Source organism: Colwellia sp. F1 (assembly GCF_056238625.1).
The window spans coordinates 18,043-39,881 of sequence record NZ_JBWDLI010000009.1; the positions used below are offsets into that span (position 1 = coordinate 18,043).

Sequence of the window (21,839 nt, forward strand, 5' to 3'; positions counted from 1 at the left end):
TGTTAGCCCCTGTTGATAACGAACGTCAGGCAAATTTATGTGGTCCAATGGATGATCACCTAAAATCAATTGAGCGTCGTTTAGGCGTTAAAATTAGCTACCGTGGTAATCAGTTCAAAGTATTGGGCAAAAATAACCATTGCCTGGCTGCTATAAATATTTTAAAAAACCTGTATTTAGAGACAGCAATGGTGAAAGGAAAAAGCAAGGAAATTACCGGTGAAATGGTTCACCTTGCTATTATTGAAGCCAAAGTATTAGAACAAGATGATGATCACAGTGCCTCTGCAAGTAGTAAAGAAGCCTCTGAACTGGGTGCTAATTATGAAAAAATGGTTACCATTAAAACAAAACGTGGCATCGTTAAACCACGTAATAGTAACCAACAATCTTATGTACAAAACATACTCACGAATGACATTAGTTTTGGTGTAGGTGTTGCAGGAACGGGTAAAACCTACCTTGCGGTTGCCTGTGCTGTAGATGCACTAGAGCGACAAGAAGTACGGAGAATATTATTAACTCGCCCTGCTGTTGAAGCCGGTGAAAAGCTAGGTTTCTTGCCGGGTGATTTATCACAAAAAGTTGACCCATACCTAAGACCACTTTACGACGCTTTATTTGAAATGCTCGGTTTTGAGCGTGTCGAGAAGCTGATTGAGCGCAATGTAATTGAAATAGCGCCCTTAGCTTATATGCGCGGTAGAACATTAAATGATGCTTTTATTATTTTAGATGAAAGCCAAAACACCACCGTAGAGCAAATGAAAATGTTTTTAACCCGTATAGGGTTTAACTCAAGGGCCGTGATCACCGGTGACATAACACAAATTGACTTACCCCGTCATCAAGCGTCAGGCTTGCGTGATGCCATCAATGTACTGCAAACAATTGACGGTATTAGTTTTAACTTTTTCCAAGCAAAAGATGTAGTACGCCACCCTGTTGTGGCTAAAGTGGTAGAAGCTTATGAGTCACATGAGCAAAAGTTAAACAGAGAAAAAAAACTAAAAGAACAACAATTAAGCAGTGCCAAGTAATGAAACATATTGTGGATTTACAAAATGCTTGTGATGCCAAAGTCTTACCCAGTGTTGAGCTGTTTCAACAGTGGGTTAACGCCACGTTAAATAGTGCAACATCACAGGTGTTTGAACTAACTATTCGCCTCGTTAGTATTGAAGAAAGCCAACAGCTTAATAAACAATACCGGCAAAAAGACAAGCCAACTAACGTCTTGTCCTTTCCTTTTGAAGTACCTGAAGGGGTTGAACTAAATTTATTAGGTGATTTAGTTATTTGTGCTCAAATTGTAGAGCAAGAAGCACAGGCACAAAAAAAGGAATTATTTGCTCACTGGGCGCATATGGTCGTACACGGATGCTTGCATTTATTAGGATATGATCATATAAACGACACTGATGCTGAAGAAATGGAAGCATTAGAAACGCAAATTTTAATGGGTTTTTCTATTGATAATCCATATAAAATATAAACATACATAAATAAACATAGGAAATACCTAGGCTCTATGAGCGATGACAACCCCCACTCTAGCCCCGGCTCAAAAAAGAAATCATTTGTGAAGAAAGTTCTTCAAACATTTCGCCTTGAGCCGAAAAATAAAAATGACCTCGTTGATGTATTAGCTGATGCGCAAAACCGTGAACTGATCAACTCAGAAACTAAACTGATGATTGAAAGCGTACTAGGTGTAGCAGAAATGCGTGTGCGCGATATTATGATCCCTCGCGCACAAATGGTCACCATTGACAGAAACCAAAGTTTGCAAGAGTTTTTACCGATTATTTTAGAGTCAGGTCACTCTCGATTTCCTGTGGTGAATGAAGATATTGATCACGTTGATGGTATTTTATTAGCCAAAGATCTCCTCGCTTTTGGCTTTAATGATGCTAACTTAGATTCAAACAAGAATGAATTTAACTTAAACGACATAATTCGCCCTGCAATCATTGTACCTGAAAGCAAAAAAATCGAGCCACTACTAAATGAATTTAGATCGAACCGCTATCATATGGCACTTGTTGCTGATGAGTACGGTGGAATTTCTGGCGTGGTGACCATCGAAGACATCTTAGAGCAAATTGTTGGTGAGATAGAAGATGAAACTGACGATGATAACCAAACCAACATAAAACTTCTGGCTGGGAACGTTTATTTAGTGAACGCACTAACTGAACTCGAAGATTTTAATCAATACTTTAATAGTGATTTTGACGAAAAATCAGCCGACACTATTTCGGGGGTAGTTTTACAAGAGCTACACCACATGCCACAAAAAGACGAGCAAGTAACTATCGGTGACTTTGCTTTTAAAGTCGTTTCTGCTGACACTCGCTGTATGCAAATGTTACAAGTAACCGTTAATAAAAATCATAAAATTAATGGTAAAATATGTGACTAAAGTGAGCTTTAATTCAGCCTTTTTACGAGTCATTCACCTGTTATATAATAAAGAATATTGGCTTTGCTTTTTTGCAGGTTTAAGCTTGGTTTTTGCTTATGCCCCTTTTTCACAGTGGTATTTAACCTTAGTTATACCTGCGTTTGCTTTTAATACCTTACAAAGAAAGCCACCTAAAAAAGCCGCTAAACTCATGGGAGTGTTTGGCCTTGGTTGGTTTGCCAGCGGCATTAGTTGGGTACATGTTAGCATTGACCAATTTGGCGGTTTACCGTTATTTGTGTCATTGCTATTAATGGTGCTACTTTGCCTGTATTTAGCGCTATTTCCTGCCCTTGCTGCTTATTTAACGGCGCGGTTTTCTCACCAGCAGCAGCTTAACTTATGGCTACTCCCCTCTTTTTGGCTTATTGGTGAGTATTTACGCAGTGTTTTACTCACTGGTTTTCCTTGGCTCTCGCTCGGGTATAGCCAAATAGACAGCCCACTCGCTAGCTTTGCCCCTGTTATTGGTGAGGTGGGTATTACCGCATTGATTATTTTAATTAATATCGCTTTGGTAAACATAGTCAGTACAATAAGACTACGCCACTATACCAGAGCTGTATTACCACTTGGTGTTATTTGTTTGGTGGGTATAGCCAATATTATTTTATCATCATTCGTGTGGGTTAAAGCGACAGGCGAAACAACAAAAGTAGCCTTAATACAAGGTAATATAGCGCAAACTATAAAATGGGCACCCGAGCAAGAATGGCCCACAATGCTTAAATATTTAGATCTTACACGTGTAAATTATGACGCTGACATCATTATTTGGCCTGAATCTGCTATTCCCGCAATGGAGCCTACTGTCCAAGATTACTTAACAACTGTGAACAAATCCGCTTTGTTAAATCACAGTGTTATTATTACCGGTATTCTTAATTATAACTTTATCAATGGCGCATACTTTAATAGTTTAATTACTTTAGGTCAGCAAAACACAGCAGGTAAAGAGGAAGATGAGCAAGGGTATTTCTACAATCATAGCAATCGCTATTCAAAACATCATTTATTACCTATTGGTGAGTTTGTTCCTTTTCAAACAATACTGCGACCGTTAGCCCCTTTATTCAATCTACCTATGTCGTCTTTTAGCCGAGGTGATTACATTCAAGAAAACCTAAAAGCTAATAGCATAGACTTACTGCCATTAATTTGCTTTGAAATAGCCTTCCCGCATCAGTTAGCAGCCAACCTAACCCAAGAAACGGATTTGTTGCTAACCGTGAGTAATGACGCTTGGTTTGGCCGCTCTCATGGGCCACACCAACATATGGAAATTGCCCGCATGCGCGCATTAGAATTTGGTAAGCCGCTGTTACGTGCAACCAATAACGGTATTACAGCCATTGTAGATCACCAAGGAGGTTTTATTGCACGCATCCCACAGTTTGAAGAAGCGGTATTAAAAGCTGACGTACCACTAGTGGTAGGACAAACCCCTTATAGCCAATGGCCAAGGTTAACATTGTTAGTGATGATTTTAGTGCTCTTAATACTCGGGCTTAGCACCCAAATAAAAAGGCATACACAAGGTGGGTAACGCGCTAATTTACTGGCTTTGTTTTGGGTGTAAACATACTTTATTTCGGCCACTCTCTTTCGCGTTATAAAGCGCAGCATCTGCACATTCAATCCACGCTTCAGAAGTTTTAATGCTTTCGTCTACTTCCGCAACACCAACACTGATCGTATACTTAATCTCAATATCATTATATTTAACAACCGAAGCTTCTACTGCCTTTCGTAAGCGCTCAGCAAAAATATAAGCACTTTTTAATGGCGTGTCGGCTAATATAACCGTAAACTCTTCACCACCATATCGCCCTGAAACATCAGTTTCTCGTACTTGTTTTAAAATTAACGCTGAAATATGACGAATTACCTCATCGCCAACTAAATGACCATAAGTATCATTTACGTTTTTAAAATGGTCTATATCTAATATCACTAGTGAACTAGCGTGCTGACTACGTATCCAGCGTTTATACTCTGCTTGTAAACACCTTTCCCAGTGCATTCGGTTGTAAAGCCCTGTTAAACCATCAGTTTGACTTAAAATAGCCAGTTCATTATTCGCCTGCTCTAAGCTCATTTTATGTATGGCATTGTCAGTTACATCGTATACAAGTAAACACAAATGACTCACTTCACCTCCCGAGGAAAGTAGTGGGATAAAAGTTGTGTTTTGATACATAAAATCAGCACTGCCGGTTACAGGCCGGTAACTGTCAAACTTAAACAAGTAGGGCCTTTGCTCCCAGATAGTAAAAGCTTTATTTTTTAATAAACAAACTGATTCTGCCTTACGTTCAAACCAATCTCTGGGTATCTCGTCAAAAAGCTCAAATAATACCTTTCCTTTAACTTCTCTTGGTTTATAGCCACTATGGTTCTCCATGAAGCCATTAAATACCTGAACTTTATACTCTTTATCTAAAACCACCAAACCAACGTCGATGTTATGCAACATTTCCATCAACCAGTGTAGTTCTTTCAATTGTGACGTTTCTAACGACATATTCAATCCCACTCTTTAGCGGCTTAATTAAAATAATTATCTTAATAACTTGCCAGTTACTCTGTTAAATAAGCAAGTTTATTGTTCAACGTTTCCATTGATTTTTCAGTGTACAATAGCAGCAAATCACATTTAATCGGATAGTTTTCAATACTATAACTTATTTCTATTGCCAACGTTTTCTTCCATTTATTAACATTGTTAGCGATCAACTCTGATATTTTTCTATGTTGGCCTAAAACAACAGGGTGACCCTGGCTAAAGTTAATATCTAATTGTTCAGCAATGCCTTTTAAGCACGCACCAATTAATACATTCGCTAAATCCATTAACAGCTCTAGCTCTGTTCCTTCATCCTCGTCATATTGGTAATTCATTAAGGAGGCAACATCTTTAAAGCTTGAGTCATTTAAAATAAGTAATGCTTCCCCTGAAATACCAGCACTGATAAAACCTTGACAAACACCGGACGTACTTTCATTAGCTTCAACATCTTTTAGCGCCATTCTCAATTCGCTAACTTCAATAAAATTAACATTCGGTATTGGTAGTTCTACAAAAACGTCTAGTAGTCTGGCTAACAAATCTCCTGCTCTTCCCATAGCAACATTGGCAATTTCTTGGTAACAATCACGTAATTCAGGAGATAAGGTCAAGGTTTGAGGGTTTTCAAAAGTAGTGGTATCAACTGACGTCACTTTTAACTCAGCGGATTTTAATGCAATTTTCGCTTTTTCTTTAACACTAGCCTCTAACGCTGTTTTAACAGGAGCGTCAGATGCGCTTATAGCAGTAACTTGTTTGTTTTGTTCATCTTTTGTAAACACACCATACGCTGTTAACACTTCTGTTAATTTATCTTTGTTAACGGGCTTCTTAATAAAGTCTAAAGCGCCTAAACCAGTGACTCGCTTATGTGCTTGGGGTTGAATATCACCCGATACCACAATGGTTAGTGTGGGTAAGTCTTGTGCTAAAATAGCTTCAAGTACTTGATAACCATCCATAACAGGCATATTTAAGTCAAGTAATAGAATATCTCCTTTACCCGCTTTTATTGCTTCTATCCCTTCTGCACCATTTGTTGCAAAGCTAACTTCTACATCCCAGCCGTCAGGAAGCGAACGCGCCAGTTGCTTACGAGCCATATTTGAGTCATCACAAATGAGTAGCTTAGTTGGCATATAAAGCACCGCCTTTTAAAAAGTAAATATTAGAATATAAATATTGCCATAAATTTGCTAACCTATGTAAATGCTTTTAATACGCATTAACATGCTTAATAAGCTCTAGGCTCTTACGGCTTAGCCTTAAACATAAATTATTATTCCACTAGTTTACAGCTATTATTTAAAATAGTGCAGAAATATAATGGTAAAAACGTTAAAATAATAATACAACTTAATTACCGCTACTACTAATGAAAAATTCTAGCCTAAACAATCTTTTAATTGTCTTACTTTCGTTAAGCTCTGTTTTAACTTTTAATACACAAGCCTTTGCGCAAAAGCAATTACCTGAAACCTATAACCTTGTCAAAGCGAATAATAAATACGTCACCTTACTTGGTAACCAAGTAACCATAAATGAACAAGCCCCCAATTTTAAAGTTGTCGATAAAAATTTTTTACCTGTACAGCTTTCTGACTTTGCTAAAACAACCTTACTCATTTCTGTGGTACCCAGTTTAGACACTGGTATTTGCTCTATTCAAACCAAACGTTTTAATGATGAAGCTGCCAATTTACCTAGTAATATTACACTACTGACCATTAGTAATGATTTACCCTTTGCACAAAAGCGTTTTTGCAAAGTGGAAGGTGTTGACCGAATAAAAGTACTGTCTGACTCTGTTTGGCGAGATTTTGGTGAGAAATATGGTTTAATTATTAAAGACATGGGCTTGTTAACCCGTGCTATTTTCATTATTGATGAGCAAGGAACGCTAAAGTATAAAGAGTTAGTTGCAGATATTTCACAACACCCTGACTATAAAAGCGCCTTAAAGGCAGTCAAAGACATCGCCCCAGTTATCGTTATTGAAAACCAACAAAATGAAGGTGGCACGGATACCAGCGAAAACTAAAAATAAGATAAATAAAGCCAATATAATCAAAAACCTGAAAAGTAATTTTATTTTACCCTTGAAATATTCCTGCTTAACCCCATCTATATTAGTGTAGTCGCCGTAAGGGGCTACACAATAAAAAATAAATTAACTTTTTAATTTATTTTAGTTAAACAACGCCTGTTCATTAATACCTACCATAGGTAAGAAAGGCAACATTATTATTGCTAATTATTAGGATATATTATTATGCGTACATCAACAGATTTCAGTCCACTTTACCGCTCATTTATTGGTTTTGACCGCTTAGCTGGTTTAATTGACAAAGCCTCACAAGCTGAAAAACAATCTTCATACCCTCCCTATAATGTGGAGTTACTCGCCGAAGATAAATATAGAATTACAATGGCTGTTGCCGGTTTTAGTGAACAAGATATTGATATAGAGTCAAAAGATAATAGTTTAATTATTGTTGGCACTAAAGCCGTAGACGACAACGATAAAGACAAACATGCCCCCCGTAAATTTTTACACCAAGGTATTGCCCAAAGAAACTTTGAAAGAAAGTTTCAGCTCGGTGAGCATGTTAAAGTGATTGGTGCCTTTATGAAAGATGGCTTGTTGAATATTGACTTACAAAGAGAAATACCAGAAGCTTTAAAACCGAGAAAAATAGCCATTAATGGTAAAAGCTTGCTCGACAATGGCTAATTAGTCCCCTTATATTTTCCCCACTTAATTGTTTTGCCCAGTCATTCGACTGGGCTTTTTTTTACATAAAGTTTTCGTTAACCTGAGTAGATATTAGTGACAAGGGTTAAGCTCTTATTACTGGGCTCTACAGACTAGGCTTTGTAATAACGGGGGTACTGCAATCTACATCCGCATTTTGTGCGCGATGCCTTAAATAATGATCCATTAAGGTAAGTGCTAACATTGCTTCAGCAATAGGCACGGCACGAATACCAACACAAGGATCATGTCGGCCTCTGGTGATTATGTCTGCAGCATCACCATTCGCATCAACCGTTTTACCACTAACGCCAATACTAGACGTTGGTTTTAAGGCTAGATGCGCAATAATACTCTGCCCTGAAGAAATCCCACCTAAAACACCACCAGCATGATTACTGCTAAAACCTGTTGGTGTTAATTCATCTCTGTGCTCAGAGCCTTTTTGGTTTACAACATTAAAACCATCACCAATTTCTACCCCTTTAACGGCATTGATACTCATTAAACCGTGCGCAATTTCAGCGTCAAGGCGATCAAATATTGGTTCTCCAAGCCCTACAGGTACATTGCTTGCAACAACACTAAGCCTCGCGCCAATAGAGTCTTTAGCGCGCATCACATCACGCAAATATTGATCTAACTGGTCAAGTTTGCTGCTGTCTGGGAAAAAGAATTGGTTTTGCTCAACTTCAGCCCAGTCGATATTGTCCCAGTCAAGTGGTTGCCCCTGTGCCGATGTTGCACGAATAGCACCTATTTGTGTAACACAAGCTTGAATTTTCAGCCCAAACTTTTCTAGCAAATATTTTTTAGCTATAGCACCTGCCGCAACACGCATAGCAGTTTCTCGGGCAGATGAACGACCACCACCACGGTAATCACGTAAACCATATTTTTGTGTATAGGTGTAATCTGCATGACCAGGACGGAAACTTTGCGCAATGTTACCGTAATCTTTAGAGCGCTGATCAGTGTTTTCAATGATTAAACCTATGGGTGTACCTGTTGTTTTGCCTTCAAAGACACCTGACATTATTTTAACTTTATCAGCTTCATTTCGTGCTGTAGTAAAGCGCGATTGTCCTGGTCGGCGTCTGTCAAGGTCAAGTTGTAAGTCATCTTCGCAAAGCGCTATGCCTGGAGGACAACCGTCAATAATTGCGCCTAGCCCTAAACCATGGCTTTCGCCAAACGAAGTGACCGTAAATAGTTTTCCAAAGGTGTTGCCTGACATTTTAGCTCCAACGTCTATTTCTTAATTTAATTGTTGTATCGTAAGTTAATAGTCACTTACATTCATGGTGATCCTTGATTCACACCTTTATATTATAAAGCAGCGCTAAACACAGGGGCAAATTCAACTAGCTGCGCTTTGGTTAGCATAAACACTCCATGCCCACCTCGCTCAAACTCAAGCCAAGTAAAGGGAACATTGGGATATACCGCTTCTACATGTACTTGTGAATTACCCACCTCACAAAATAATAAGCCGTTGTCAGTAAGGTATTGCGCACTTTGAGCTAAAATCACTCGCACAATGTCTAGGCCATCTTCACCACAACCTAAGCCCATTTCAGGCTCATGCAAGTATTCTTGTGGTAAGCTGTCGATATCTTGCTGGTCAACATAAGGTGGGTTACTGACAATTAAATCATAACATTGACCTTCAACCCCAGAAAAAACATCAGACTGAATTGGAATAACTTGTTCACATAGGTCATGGTTTTCAATATTCAATTGTGCAACATTAAGCGCGTCTATTGATAGGTCAACCGCATCAACTTCACTTTGCGCAAAATAACGCGCACAAGCAATTGCTATACAACCACTGCCAGTGCATAAATCTAAAATACGTTCAGGTGGTTTAGTTGGGTCAATGTAAGGAAAAAAATGATTTTCAATGAGTTCGCCAATTGGTGAACGCGGTATAAGTACGCGTTCATCAACATAAAAAGGTAATTGGGCAAAGTAAGCAATATTGGTGATGTAAGCCACGGGAATTTTTTCTTCAATACGGCGAGCGAACAAGTCTAAAATACTAATTTTTTCTGACTCAATCAAACGACATGCCATCATACTGTCGTCAATATCTTTGGGTAAAGACAAGGCATACATCACTAATAAGTAAGCATCTGTAAAAGCATTGTCACTACCATGGCCATAAAATAACTCGGCTTGATTAAACAAGGTTGTTCCATAACGGCAATAATCAGCTACGGTATGTAATTGGCTTGTTACAGCGGTTAAGTGACTCATTTTAAATTCCTAAAACCTTTTGGTTTTCTGTATACTCTCTATTTATTAGGATGCGAGTATGGTCAATGACGGTGGTCTGATTATAACTGATTATAAATCTTCGTATTCATTTCTTATGAAAATTAACTAATATTTTTTAAATTGTACCCAAACACCATGATAAAAATTAAAAAAACACTGCCAAAAATAAAAGAAACTCCTGAAGAAAGTCTTTTTCAACAAGCGGTTGGTAAGGTAAAGCCTTTAAAAGGGGATACAATACACTTTGCTAAAAAAGTCAGCAAGCCCAAAAACACTAATAGTCTAACAAAAGCAGCAAAATTGCACGCTAAAGCGCATGCGCAGTTTCATTTCTCTGATGAGTTCGAGCCTAATTTAACGACTCAAGGACCAATGAAGTACGTCCGCTTTGATGTTGACAGCTTTGAAGCAAAAAATTTACGCCGGGGCGTTTATAGCCCTGATTTAATTTTAGATCTTCATGGCTTAGATCAACAACATGCTAAGCAAGAGGTTGCGGCATTACTTTATGCCTGTCAAAAAGAACACGCACAATGCATTTGTATTGTGCATGGCCTGGGTTCAATGGTATTAAAAAATAAAGTGCCGCATTGGTTAGTGCAACATCCAGACGTTATGGCGTTTCATCAAGCACCATTAGAATGGGGTGGCAATGGCGCTTTATTAGTATTAATCGAGCTAAAAGATAAATTCAATAAAACCTAAACTTGATTACCTGCTTCTTATACACCTAAGGAGAAACCATTTCAATTAACCGCCCTTGCATTTTATCCGTGTCATAATCAATAACGGCAATAGCCCCAGTTGAGAAAATGGGCATATTGGATGAGTTAGTTAATTGCCCAACTAAATAACTGACAAACGGCATGTGCGATACGAGTAATATGTTTTGCTCTGCGCTCACCTCACCCTGAGTAGGGTTGTCATGGCTTTGAGATAAACCATCTATAAAGTCATGTGTTTGCTGAGAGTTTCCTGAGGGTGTGATAAAGTTCAACGTTTGTGAAATAGCGGCAGGAATTGTACCAAAGGCAGCGATCACATGTTGACAGCTTTGTTGAGCCCTTAGGTAAGGGCTGACAAAAACCTGTATTTGGGATAGTTTGCGACGAGCTAGCCATTCTCCCATTTTTTCTGTTTCGCTAATCCCTCTTTTAGTTAATGGCCTCAGCGAGTCTTGGCCATTGGTATTAGCAGCCTCTCCATGGCGCATGATGAAAATGTGCATATAATCTCCAGTTTATCGAGTAGATAAACGTCACCGTTTGCTTTATTTTGACTATAGTAATTGAATATAGTCTAACAGTTAAGAATAAAATAACCTCTCGTTATTCTTAAACTAGACAACGCCCTATTAACAGAGTACTTTTTAAGGAGAATATGGCTAAATTAAGCGGCAAAAAGGTGAAAAAAAGCCCAAATGATGCAAAACAATACCAATCGCTAACCTTAAAAAATGGCTTACGTGTATTATTAATTTATAATAAGGAAACAGATAAAAGTGCGGCTGCCCTAGCAGTGAACGCAGGGCACTTTAACGATCCCAAAACCAGGCAGGGGTTAGCTCACTTTCTAGAGCATATGCTGTTTCTTGGCACAGAGAAATACCCCAACGGTAGTGAGTATCAAAAATTTATCAGCCAGCATGGTGGAAGCAACAACGCTTGGACAGCCACTGAACACACTTGTTTTTATTTTGATATTCATCATCAATACTTTGGTGAAGCGTTAGATCGTTTCAGCCAATTTTTTATTACCCCTTTACTCACCGATGACTTTGTCACCAAAGAGCGGATAAATATTGAGGCTGAGTTCACGTTAAAGCTCAAAGATGATATTCGCCGTTTATATGATGTTCATAAGGAAACGGTCAACCAAAACCATCCTTTTGCCAAGTTTTCTGTTGGTAATACAGAAACACTTGCTGACAGAAATGGCGCCAGTATCAGTCAAGAAATCCGGGAATTTTTTAATTGTTATTACCAGGCTAATTGTATGACACTTGCACTTGAAGGCCCCCAACCTTTGGCACAATTAGCGCAACTAGCCACCAACTTGTTTAGTGACATTCAAAGTAATGAAAAGCCGTTAGCCCTTATTACCGAACCGTTATACCTTGCTGAACACCAAGGAATACAGATAGATGTGCAGCCAGTAAAGAATGAAAACCAATTAATTATTAGTTTTGCAATGGAAAGTATTGACAAATATTATCAAGACAAACCCGAGTCTGTACTCGCTTATTTGATTGGTCATGAAGGGAAAGGCAGTATTTTAGCCCAGTTAAAAAAAGCGCAGTGGGCGGTGAGCTTAACTGCAGGGTCAGGGATTAATGGTTCAAACTTTAAAGACTTTAATATCAGCATTAGTTTAACCAAATCAGGTGAAGCACATCTTCATGAAGTCATTGACCTTGTTTTTTCTTACATTGGTTTATTAAAATCGGCAAAACTTCCTGAATACTACTACCAAGAAAAACAAGTCATTGCCAACTTATCCTTTATATACCATGAAAAAACTAGCCCGTTAGATAATGTCAGCCAGTTGGTAATTAATATGCAGTATTACCCCTGTGAAGACTACATTTTTGGTGACTACATGATGGCAGGGATGAGTCACAAAAACGTGAATCATTTACTTAATTATTTAACTGCTGATAATGTTCGCATTATTCATATTAGTCACAACAAACACTTTTCTAAAACAAGTTGTTGGTATCAAGTGCCTTATCACGTCAAGGCAATACCTGCGCATACTTTAACCAGCTGGCGTGCATTGTCTACGCCAAACGATACAAACTTTACGGCAAATAGTGCCCTGTCCCTGCCCCCAAAAAATCCGTATATCACGGCTAACCCCGAAGTCTTTAATAGTAATAGCAACACTGCTCTCCCCCAAAAAATTGAAGACTCAAATGGTTGTGTGGTGTGGTACAAGCAAGATATTACCTTTAAAGTGCCTAAAGGTTATATTTATGTTGGTATTGATTCACCCTACTCAGTGGCAAGCACGCAAAACATTGCCATGACACGGTTGTTTGTCGACTTATTCACCAATGCTGTTATTGAAGAAAATTACGATGCCGAACTCGCTTCTATCCATTATCATTTATACGCCCATCAGGGCGGCATCACTTTACAAACGTCTGGTTTAAGTGAAAAACAACCTACCTTACTAAAAAAACTGTTATATCGATTAAAAAACCATGCTATTTGTCAGCAAGATTTTAAAGTGTTTAAACATCAATTAATGGTTCATTGGCAAAATGGCGAGAAAAGCAAGTCAATTTCACAATTATTTTCTACCTTAAGCTCAGTGATGCAACCTAATAACCCAAGCGCAAAAAGCCTGGCTAGCGCTCTGAATCACATAAATTATTCAGATTACCAAGCTTTTCGTGCCAAATTTTTTGAAAAAATAACGTTAGAAGCTTTTATTCACGGTAATTGGCTAACTAAACATGCAAATAAAATAGTGAATGATATAAAACAAGCCTTTGACCACAATTACAGTAACGAATACTCAGTGCAATGCCCTGTTATCGATATAACCAATAAACAAACGCAAGTGCTCACCTTAAGCATCCCGGATCATGATCACGCCACAGTGCTTTATACTCCTTTACCGGCAAAAAACAGCAAATTCGTGGCCTTAACTATGGTCACAAGCCATTTGTTATCGCCTTTGTTTTTTCAAGAAATGCGTACAGAAAAGCAATACGGCTACTTAGTTGGTGTTGGTTATATTCCTATCAATCAGTACCCTGGTATCGCTTTTTATATTCAGTCACCCCATACTGACGCTATTACCTTGTCTAACGCAATAGATAGCTTCATCAAGGATAGTTTGCTAACCATTAACAAACTGGATAATGATAGCTGGTTAACTATGATTCATGGGCTAGCTGGACAGTTGCAAGAAAAAGATAATAACTTACGAATTAAAAGTCAGCGTTTTTGGGCCGCTATTTGTCACAAAGACCAAGCTTTTAACCAAAAAGAGCAAGTAATAAGAGCTATTTTAACCTTAACACTTACTGAAGTTATTGCTTTTATTAAAGAAAAACTACTGTCTCTAAGCACCCCGGATAGAGTTGTGCTACTGTCAGTGCCAACAGAAGATACGTATTCAACACAAAAAATACAACGTCACTTTGTTCAGGCAAACATTACTAATGCAGAGGATTTTCAGCGTAATAATAGAAGAAAATACTAAGAGCGCCGGTTATTACACGCCGACATTGTTAGAAGTGAAGGTTAAGACTAAAACTAAGCCTTAAAAATAAGTTGTTCGAAACCAAAAAGTCGATTTAATTTCATCCGCTTTTTCATGACAAACATAGGCCATATTAGTGGACCAAAAACTAATCCTGCCACAGTCCATCGCTTGCAGCCTAAGCCACTAACAAGTGCCTGACAATAAAAAAACAGCCCGCAACATAAACTAGAAGCTACCGCTAAGCATATTAAAAATAACATAAAAGTTAACCTAAAACGCAGTCATTAACTGCTGTTAATACAACAAAACGCTACAGTAAAATAAAAGCACTATACAATTGGCGTTAATATAATTAACTTACCGCTAAGCATCAAGTAAATTAGGTTTATAATAACTATTCAATGTAAAAATATTATATTATTTTTACATTGAATAGTTAATTTACCTACTGGCGTAATCGGCTCATAAACACAACAGCAGCCAAACAATTGCGATAATCATATCCCCTAGCTCACTATCCACTTATTCACTAAAGTTGGTTAGTCACGCCAGTATTATATTAATCGCGTGCACGTAAAAAATTAACTTTTACTGTCGGTATTATCTTTTGCACTTAAAAAATGTTGTAGGCCTTCTTCAAACCAATAATCAAACTCTTGTTGATGATTAGGGTAGTGCTCAAAAAGCAATTGTTCAATAACTTCTTCAGATAACACTGAGCAAGGCTCTACGCTTTCTTTCGCTAATATAGCCCAAAGAAGTTGCCTGCCATGCTCATTACTCATTAAAAAATAAAATAAGGCTTTACTTTGTTGGTATAACTCGTGTGTTTTTTCGCCATGCCAGTCGGTATTAGAAAACAATAAGGTCGATATTTGCTCTGGGTATTGTCGGTGTTTCAACCAGGTGAAATCAAACAAAGGAATGTCACCATTGTCTGATATTGCCTCGTAATATTCTGCCATACCTTCATTAATAAAGCGTAGTGTATAACCAAAGTATGCATAATTTAACGCATGTATCGCTTCATGAACCGCTACACGAATACCTTGGTGATAATTTTTTACCTCAACCAGCGCAATATTGTAGTAACCAATGTACATGCCCTGGTTACCTTCAGGGTTACGCCTATATTTTCTTACTTGCTCTTCATACGCAGTTCGTGAACTTTCAAACAAGATATTTAATAGCACTGTTTTATTTAATGGGATGTTTAGTGAATGTTCAATGTCTTTAAAAGTGACATCCAACTTTTTTCGTAAAGCCCGCGTGAACTGATTGGCGGTATTATTAAGGTTAGTGTGCAGCTGAAAATATTGATCCCCCAATGCGAGACTTTCTGGTCTGACACACGCTAACGTTTGTTTATATTGTACGCCTTGTGACTGAGGTTTATCAGCAGGATTACTGTTAAGGGATTGCTTCACATTTTGCTCAACTGACGGTTTTTTCTCGTAGACTTGTACACTTTGAGACTGACTCAATGGCGCTGCCACCTTTTGCGTTTTAGCGTTAAAGTCGGCAAAGTTAAGCATTGAGTCAAGGTAACCTTTCCATAGAACCAAGAGAAAAGTAACAATGATGGCAATTAATAAATAGCTCGTTTTCTTAGGCATTCGCTCTCGCAGATGTTAACTTTCTTTAGTTAATTTTTTGTTCAAATATAACATAACAATGCTATCTTGCTTGGGTATCTTTTGTCTTAATGAATATCCCTATAAAGGCTTATACATGTTTTTGCATTGTAATATTACGTCCACCTAAATAACCAAATATAGCACAAAGAGCACTAGCAAGAGCACACAACCAGAGTGTACTAGACCAATTGCCAAAGTGGCTGTGTAAAGCCCCAGCAACAATTGGACCAAAAGCGGCAAGTAAATAACCAATACATTGCGCCATACCCGACAATGCCGTTGCTTGATGGGAGTCATGAGTACGTAAACTGATAAATGACAAGCCTAAAATAAAACAAGCGCCAGAGCAAAACCCCATAGTAACCGACCACACAGACGCATATTCAGGCAAATATAGCAGCCCTAATGAGCATAAACTGGCCAGTGCACTTAACGCAAAGGTGAGCACGCGCTGGTCTTTTAACTTGGCCATTAACGGAATAAGAATAATACCCGGAGCGGCAGAGGCCACTTGAAAAGCACCTTGCAATGCACCTGCATACTGCGGGCTGTGACCACCTTCAATTAAAATACTGGGTAACCAGCCCACAATAATATAAGTAAAAAATGAATTAAAACCTAATAATAAGGTAATTTGCCAGGCAAGTCCTTGCCGCCATACTTTTATATTACTGACATTTTCAACTAAATCTTTACTGGGTTTAGTCTGTCGCTTTAATTGAGGTAACCAAATAAGTAAACTCAACAGTGTTAATAACCCATAACAAGCTAAAGCTAGTTGCCAACCCAATTGCTTATATTGTGCCAAAGGGATAATAAGCGCCGAATAGCTCCCGCCAAAAACCCCCATAGCAAGTACGTAAGCTGACGTTATCATGGCGACTTTATGTGGAAAGTCACGTTTAATTAAACTAGGTAGTAACACATTGCCAAAAGCAATACCCACACCAATGATTGCGGTACCTACATACAACACTGCCACTGAATTAACCAACCGTGAGGCTAGCCCAAAACCAATAAGCAATAACGATATAAACAGTGAAACTTCTAAGCCCTTTTTTTTAGCTAAACTTGCTGCAACAGGACTAGCTAAAGCAAAGGCTATCAGTGGTAAAGTTGTTAACATGCCCGCTTGTGAAGCACTAAGATCAAACGTAACTATTATTTGATCTAACACAGGCGCTAACCCTGTCACAGGGGCACGTAAATTGGCCGCAACAAATAAAATACCTAAGACTAATAATACATTAGACAAGCGTGATTGTGACTGCTGAGTTAACAAAATAGAAACCTTAAAAATGTGCGTTGTATGCGAATAAACTTAAGCCGCTAAAGAAGCAGGCTAGTATATAGCTTTCTCTGCCGCTATAATTTAGAGATTATGACATTAAATAACTAAAAACTGACGATAACTATGTTTAAACCAACAAACTGGGATGAAATTATAGACTTTGAAACCATGCCCCAGCCTGTTATTGCTAAAGTAGAATACGCTCATGCGAGCCATGAGATTCCTTTACATACACACCCTAAAGGGCAGTTGATTTTTGTTCAACATGGTTATGTCACTTGCGAAGCTGCTGCAAAAATATGGATGGTACCAACGCATAGTGCTATTTGGATTCCAGCACAAGTATCGCATAGCAATAGAGCGTCGGAAAACGCACAATTATGCCATTTGTTAATTGCCCCAGAAATGCAGGGGATGCCAGAAAAAACATGCACGTTAGCTATTAGTCCATTAATAAAAGAGTTAATGTATCGTTTAGCAGAATGCGACCAACACTATAGTTTACACGGTAAAACTGCACGCCTTGCGCAAGTATTGTTTGATCAACTCATTGAAATGATAATCCAACCACTAGATTTTGTGCTGTCAAAAAATAACGTAATTAACACCATGAGTAAGCAGCTGTTCGCTCAGCCAAACAATAGAAAAACCTTGCCTCAGTGGGCGCAGCAGTTTGCCTTAACAGAGCGTACCTTGGCACGATTAATAAAGAAAGAAACCGGTATGACATTTGGTAAATGGCGCACACAGCTGCATATTATAATTGCACTGCAGGCATTATCTAATCACCAAAGTGTCCAGCAAGTATCAGAATTACTAGGATATGAATCGGTAAGTGCTTTTATCACTATGTTTAAAAAAGTCATGAAAAAATCACCCATGAAATACATGAGCGATTTAAACACATAATTTAAATACATAATTTAGCTGCTTACCTAGCGAAATAGTTTTATCAGTCCCTTCATTACGGTAAAGATAACACCGTAGATAATATAAAAAACGCGAGCCTTAATAATAGGACTCGCGTATAAAAGATACCCTTTATGCTAATGGTACACGCTGTTTAATAGTAACTACTACCATTTTCAGCCATTGCAATTAAGGCGGCACAGGGCTCATAGCGTTCACCGTGCTCTTTAGACCATTGCGTTAATTGGGCAACTAATGATTGTGCACCAATAGTATCAATATAGCGTAATGGTCCGCCCAAAAAGGGTGGGAAACCTATACCAAAAATAGCCCCTATGTCGCCATCTCGGGCATTACGAACTATACCTTCGTCAACACAACGCGCTGCTTCATTTAACATCATATAAACACAGCGCTTAACTATTGCCTCACTTGATAAGCTGCCTGCTGGTGTTACCTTTAATAAGGAATAAATACTCTCATCAACTTGCTTGCCTTTTTTCTTAAAGCCTTTACTCGCCTGTTTACCATATAAATAGAAACCTTTATTAGCTTTTTTACCTAAACGTCCATCATCAAGTAGCTTAGAAAAAGCAGAAGGTGCTGCAAATCGTTCACCTAAATCAGCTTGGAGAATAGGCCCTATTTTCGCACCAACATCAATGCCTACTTCATCCAGTAACTGCATAGGACCAACAGGGAAACCAAAATTCACCAAGGCTTTATCAAGTTTTTCTATGGGTTCGCCGGCCAAGAGTAAAATAGCAGCTTCATTCATATAAGGTGCTAATATACGGTTAACGTAAAAGCCTGCTTTATCTTTAACAACAATCGGCGTTTTCCCTTGTTTTTTAGCAAATGCCACTGTGGTTGAAATGGTTTGATCAGACGTTTTACCCGCACTTAATTCATGAGGAATAATTTCTACCAAAGGCATTTTATCTACCGGTGAAAAATAATGTAAACCAATCACATTTTCAGGCCGTGCTGCTTTCGCTGCAATATTACCTATGGGTAAACTAGAAGTGTTACTGGCAAAAATAGTAGTTTCCTTGGTGTTTTGCTCTACTTCAACAACCATATTTTGTTTTAACTCTAAGTTTTCAAATACTGCCTCTACGACTATATCAGTATCTTTGAAGCCCGAGTAATCAATAGCCCCTGTGATCATCGACATTTGCTTTTGCATTTCGCTATTGCGCATAAAGCGACGTTTCACTTTTTTATTTAACAAGTCAAAACTGTATTTTAACGCATGGCTTATTCCTTGATGATTAATATCTTTTATTCGGGCAGGAATACCAGCTTTAGTTGCTGTAACGTAAGCAATCCCCCCGCCCATTAGTCCTCCACCAAGTATGCCGGCTTTTACTATTTTTTCAGGCGCAACATCAGCAACACCTTGCTCTTTTTTCATTGCAGTGGTCGCAAAGAAAATATTACGTAATTGCGCAGACTCTGGGCTCATTGCAAGGTCTGAAAAACAGTTTGCTTCAAGTTGGTAACCTTTAGCGGGTGATTGTTCCATGCCCATTTTTACACAATTTATTATCTTAACTGGTGCAGGGTAATTACCTTTTGTTTTAGACAACACTGATTTTTCAGCTTGGTTATAAACAATACCGCGCCCTACTGATGTTCCTTCAAGAAACTTATTGACCAACGAGGATTTAAATTTTTCTACGCGTTTAAACTTGCCAACAAGCGCCATTTTTTCCGCTGTTTCAATTAAAATGCTATTCGGTACGACATCATCAACTAAACCCGCTTTTAACGCTTGTTTAGCGCGAAGCTGTTTGCCCGTTAACATCATGTCTAAGGCTTTTTGTACACCAACAAGTTTAGGGAGCCTTTGTGTACCGCCACTGCCAGGGAGTAAGCCTAACTGCACTTCAGGTAAACCTAAAGCGGTTTTTATATTATCACTACAAACCCGTGCATGACATGCCATAGCAAGCTCTAAACCACCACCTAAACAGGCACCATTTATTGCTGCAACCACAGGTATATCTAATTGCTCAAGTTGGGCAAAAATCATTTGTCCTTGGCGAGAAAGTGATATTACTTCTTCTTTTGTTTTACAGTCATTGATCATATTAATATCAGCACCTGCCACAAAAGAATCTTCTTTACCGCTGCAAAGCACAATGCCTGTGATTGTCTTATCTGATTTAATTTGGGCTAAAACATCGGCCACTTGCTCAGCAAATTCAGCCTTAAGTGTATTCATGGTTTCACCAACCACGTCCATCACTAAATGGGCAATACCATTATCTTGTTTTACTAAGCTAAAAGCGCTGTTAGTACTTTTTTGCTCGCTAGCATTGGTTACGGGCATTTCTTCGCTAGTTATGTCTTCTTTAATATCTGTCATTAGTCTGTCTCCACTACCATAGCTGCACCTAAACCACCTGCTGCGCAAGCTGTGGTTAACCCTATACCGCCACCACGGCGATTTAATTCATTCAACGTTTGCGTAATTAAACGAGCGCCTGTTGCGGCAAAAGGATGACCATACGCTAACGAGCCCCCCATGACATTAAACTTGCTCATGTCTATTTCACCAATCGCTTTATCTCTACCTAAATGCTCTCGGGCAAATTTATTACTGGCAAACATTTTCATATTTGCTAATGCTTGGGCTGCAAAGGCTTCGTGCATCTCTATTAAATCTAAATCCGCTAATGCTAAACCCGCTCTTTTTAAGGCAATGGGCGTAGCATAACTAGGCCCCATTAACATATCCTGCCAGACATCGATGGCAGCAAAACCATAACTGCGGATATACCCTAACGGTTTATAACCTAGCTCTTTTGCTCTACCTTCACGCATTAATAAAATAGCGGCACCACCGTCGGTTAATGCTGTGCTGGTCGCGGCAGTTACTGTGCCATGTTTTTTGTCAAAGCAAGGACGTAGTTTTGCATAACCTGCTAAAACAGAGTTTTCTCGAATACAGTTGTCTTTATCGATAAACGCGTTATAAGGTTCACTGTGCGTTGCCATTACTTCACCATCAAGCTTACCTTCTGCCCAGCTTTGTGTCGCTAATGTGTGTGACCTGTGCGCTAGGGCATCTTGATCTTCACGAGCAATATTATAGGTTTTAGCCATTTGTTCTGCTGTTTGCCCCATAGAAATGCCGGTTGAGTATTCAGCAACCGCCGGCGCAACAGGTAAAATATCTTTAAGGCTCAATTTTCTAATTAACGCTATTTTTTGTCCTAAGGTTTTTGTTTTACTTAAATCAAGTAACGTACGAGCGAATTTTTTTGACACACCAATAGGCGCCACCGAAGATGAATCAGCCCCCCCCGCAATACCTACCTCAACAAAGCCAGCCATAATGGATTCAGCCACATTCACCGTTGACTGAAAACTGGTTGCACAAGCACGAGAAACACTATAAGCATCTGTATGTACATTCATCCCTGTGCCCAATACAATTTCACGCGCAATATTGGGTGCTTCCGGCATTTGTACTACTTGGCCAAACACACATTGGTCAATAATATTTGGGTCAATATCGTGTTTGTGTAGTAATTCGTTTACTACTAGTTTGCCTAAGTCTACGGCAGGAACCCCATGAAAAGCAGTAGCTTGCTTAGCAAAAGGAGTTCTAAGCCCGGCCACTACAGCGATACGCTCACCTGTGGATGTGGTCATTTTTATTGTCATGTACTGATTCTCCGGTTAAATAGCGTTATTGCATT

18 protein-coding genes are annotated in these 21,839 nt (G+C 38.7%); 9 read left to right on the plus strand and 9 right to left on the minus strand.

Features of this window, described 5'->3' with window-relative positions; genetic code table 11:
* Positions 1-47 precede the first annotated feature (47 nt).
* From AC0UA9_RS09950 to lnt, 4 genes are read left to right on the plus strand one after another with little or no spacing between them, the layout of a single operon-like run.
* Positions 48-1,040 (plus strand): PhoH family protein, encoded by a 993-nt coding sequence (locus tag AC0UA9_RS09950; protein WP_475659885.1) that lies wholly within the window; start codon positions 48-50, stop codon positions 1,038-1,040.
* On the plus strand, positions 1,040-1,495 hold the full coding sequence (gene ybeY / locus AC0UA9_RS09955; protein ID WP_475659639.1) for an rRNA maturation RNase YbeY: 456 nt from the start codon (positions 1,040-1,042) through the stop codon (positions 1,493-1,495). The genes AC0UA9_RS09950 and ybeY overlap by 1 nt, the downstream gene beginning before the upstream one ends.
* 36 nt (positions 1,496-1,531) lie before the next feature.
* Entirely contained in the window at positions 1,532-2,425 is an 894-nt protein-coding gene (locus tag AC0UA9_RS09960) for an HlyC/CorC family transporter (protein ID WP_475659641.1), read from the plus strand.
* Positions 2,418-4,013, plus strand: coding sequence for an apolipoprotein N-acyltransferase (gene lnt, locus AC0UA9_RS09965; RefSeq protein ID WP_475659643.1), 1,596 nt, complete (start codon positions 2,418-2,420; stop codon positions 4,011-4,013). Before AC0UA9_RS09960 ends, lnt begins: the two co-directional genes overlap by 8 nt.
* A gap of 9 nt (positions 4,014-4,022) precedes the next feature.
* Here lnt and AC0UA9_RS09970 read toward each other — a convergent pair whose 3' ends face one another.
* Both AC0UA9_RS09970 and AC0UA9_RS09975 read right to left on the minus strand, forming a co-directional pair.
* Complete coding sequence (locus tag AC0UA9_RS09970; protein ID WP_475659644.1) at positions 4,023-4,991, minus strand: sensor domain-containing diguanylate cyclase; 969 nt, start codon at positions 4,989-4,991, stop codon at positions 4,023-4,025.
* 56 nt (positions 4,992-5,047) lie between these two features.
* Entirely contained in the window at positions 5,048-6,175 is a 1,128-nt protein-coding gene (locus AC0UA9_RS09975; protein WP_475659646.1) for a response regulator, read from the minus strand.
* Between the two features lie 236 nt (positions 6,176-6,411).
* Here AC0UA9_RS09975 and tpx point away from each other — a divergent pair, with 236 nt between their 5' ends.
* Positions 6,412-7,077 carry a thiol peroxidase gene (gene tpx, locus AC0UA9_RS09980; protein WP_475659649.1) on the plus strand — a complete coding sequence of 222 codons (666 nt, stop codon included), beginning with the start codon at positions 6,412-6,414 and terminating at the stop codon, positions 7,075-7,077.
* Positions 7,078-7,308: 231 nt separating this feature from the next.
* The gene (locus AC0UA9_RS09985) at positions 7,309-7,770 is read left to right on the plus strand and encodes an Hsp20 family protein (protein WP_475659651.1); all 462 of its coding nucleotides are present in this window, start codon (positions 7,309-7,311) and stop codon (positions 7,768-7,770) included.
* Between the two features lie 127 nt (positions 7,771-7,897).
* On the opposite strand, the gene aroC is transcribed toward AC0UA9_RS09985, so the two are convergent.
* On the minus strand, positions 7,898-9,028 hold the full coding sequence (gene aroC, locus AC0UA9_RS09990) for a chorismate synthase (protein ID WP_475659652.1): 1,131 nt from the start codon (positions 9,026-9,028) through the stop codon (positions 7,898-7,900).
* A gap of 92 nt (positions 9,029-9,120) precedes the next feature.
* Positions 9,121-10,050, minus strand: coding sequence for a 50S ribosomal protein L3 N(5)-glutamine methyltransferase (prmB, locus tag AC0UA9_RS09995; protein WP_475659653.1), 930 nt, complete (start codon positions 10,048-10,050; stop codon positions 9,121-9,123).
* A gap of 156 nt (positions 10,051-10,206) precedes the next feature.
* Here prmB and smrB point away from each other — a divergent pair, with 156 nt between their 5' ends.
* A complete protein-coding gene (gene smrB / locus AC0UA9_RS10000) occupies positions 10,207-10,776 on the plus strand; it encodes an endonuclease SmrB (protein ID WP_475659654.1) in 570 nt (189 codons plus the stop codon).
* 25 nt (positions 10,777-10,801) lie between these two features.
* Here the strand turns inward: smrB and sixA are convergent, their stop codons facing one another.
* Positions 10,802-11,299, minus strand: coding sequence for a phosphohistidine phosphatase SixA (gene sixA, locus AC0UA9_RS10005; protein WP_475659656.1), 498 nt, complete (start codon positions 11,297-11,299; stop codon positions 10,802-10,804).
* 152 nt (positions 11,300-11,451) lie between these two features.
* Between sixA and AC0UA9_RS10010 the strand changes: the two genes are divergently transcribed.
* Positions 11,452-14,286: an insulinase family protein gene (locus tag AC0UA9_RS10010; protein WP_475659657.1), complete on the plus strand. Its 2,835-nt coding sequence runs from the start codon at positions 11,452-11,454 to the stop codon at positions 14,284-14,286.
* A 584-nt stretch (positions 14,287-14,870) separates the two neighbouring features.
* On the opposite strand, the gene AC0UA9_RS10015 is transcribed toward AC0UA9_RS10010, so the two are convergent.
* Both AC0UA9_RS10015 and AC0UA9_RS10020 read right to left on the minus strand, forming a co-directional pair.
* On the minus strand, positions 14,871-15,905 hold the full coding sequence (locus AC0UA9_RS10015; protein ID WP_475659659.1) for a hypothetical protein: 1,035 nt from the start codon (positions 15,903-15,905) through the stop codon (positions 14,871-14,873).
* A 109-nt stretch (positions 15,906-16,014) separates the two neighbouring features.
* Complete coding sequence (locus AC0UA9_RS10020) at positions 16,015-17,208, minus strand: MFS transporter (protein ID WP_475659661.1); 1,194 nt, start codon at positions 17,206-17,208, stop codon at positions 16,015-16,017.
* Between the two features lie 132 nt (positions 17,209-17,340).
* On the opposite strand from AC0UA9_RS10020, the gene AC0UA9_RS10025 reads away from it, so the two are divergent.
* Positions 17,341-18,126 (plus strand): AraC family transcriptional regulator, encoded by a 786-nt coding sequence (locus AC0UA9_RS10025; protein WP_475659663.1) that lies wholly within the window; start codon positions 17,341-17,343, stop codon positions 18,124-18,126.
* A 154-nt stretch (positions 18,127-18,280) separates the two neighbouring features.
* Here AC0UA9_RS10025 and fadJ read toward each other — a convergent pair whose 3' ends face one another.
* A complete protein-coding gene (gene fadJ, locus AC0UA9_RS10030; protein ID WP_475659664.1) occupies positions 18,281-20,500 on the minus strand; it encodes a fatty acid oxidation complex subunit alpha FadJ in 2,220 nt (739 codons plus the stop codon).
* Entirely contained in the window at positions 20,500-21,804 is a 1,305-nt protein-coding gene (gene fadI / locus AC0UA9_RS10035) for an acetyl-CoA C-acyltransferase FadI (protein WP_475659666.1), read from the minus strand. The genes fadJ and fadI overlap by 1 nt, the downstream gene beginning before the upstream one ends.
* Between the last annotated feature and the right edge of the window lie 35 nt (positions 21,805-21,839).

Bases quoted from the DNA above. Each gene is read 5' to 3' on its own strand.
- AC0UA9_RS09950 (WP_475659885.1), top strand. From the start codon at position 48: ATGGATGATCACCTAAAATCAATTGAGCGTCGTTTAGGCGTTAAAATT.
- ybeY (WP_475659639.1), top strand. From the start codon at position 1,040: ATGAAACATATTGTGGATTTACAAAATGCTTGTGATGCCAAAGTCTTA.
- prmB (WP_475659653.1), bottom strand. From the start codon at position 10,050: ATGAGTCACTTAACCGCTGTAACAAGCCAATTACATACCGTAGCTGAT.
- AC0UA9_RS09960 (WP_475659641.1), top strand. From the start codon at position 1,532: ATGAGCGATGACAACCCCCACTCTAGCCCCGGCTCAAAAAAGAAATCA.
- AC0UA9_RS09975 (WP_475659646.1), bottom strand. From the start codon at position 6,175: ATGCCAACTAAGCTACTCATTTGTGATGACTCAAATATGGCTCGTAAG.
- AC0UA9_RS09985 (WP_475659651.1), top strand. From the start codon at position 7,309: ATGCGTACATCAACAGATTTCAGTCCACTTTACCGCTCATTTATTGGT.
- AC0UA9_RS10025 (WP_475659663.1), top strand. From the start codon at position 17,341: ATGTTTAAACCAACAAACTGGGATGAAATTATAGACTTTGAAACCATG.
- AC0UA9_RS10015 (WP_475659659.1), bottom strand. From the start codon at position 15,905: ATGCCTAAGAAAACGAGCTATTTATTAATTGCCATCATTGTTACTTTT.
- aroC (WP_475659652.1), bottom strand. From the start codon at position 9,028: ATGTCAGGCAACACCTTTGGAAAACTATTTACGGTCACTTCGTTTGGC.
- tpx (WP_475659649.1), top strand. From the start codon at position 6,412: ATGAAAAATTCTAGCCTAAACAATCTTTTAATTGTCTTACTTTCGTTA.
- fadJ (WP_475659664.1), bottom strand. From the start codon at position 20,500: ATGACAGATATTAAAGAAGACATAACTAGCGAAGAAATGCCCGTAACC.
- fadI (WP_475659666.1), bottom strand. From the start codon at position 21,804: ATGACAATAAAAATGACCACATCCACAGGTGAGCGTATCGCTGTAGTG.
- AC0UA9_RS09970 (WP_475659644.1), bottom strand. From the start codon at position 4,991: ATGTCGTTAGAAACGTCACAATTGAAAGAACTACACTGGTTGATGGAA.
- smrB (WP_475659654.1), top strand. From the start codon at position 10,207: ATGATAAAAATTAAAAAAACACTGCCAAAAATAAAAGAAACTCCTGAA.
- sixA (WP_475659656.1), bottom strand. From the start codon at position 11,299: ATGCACATTTTCATCATGCGCCATGGAGAGGCTGCTAATACCAATGGC.
- AC0UA9_RS10010 (WP_475659657.1), top strand. From the start codon at position 11,452: ATGGCTAAATTAAGCGGCAAAAAGGTGAAAAAAAGCCCAAATGATGCA.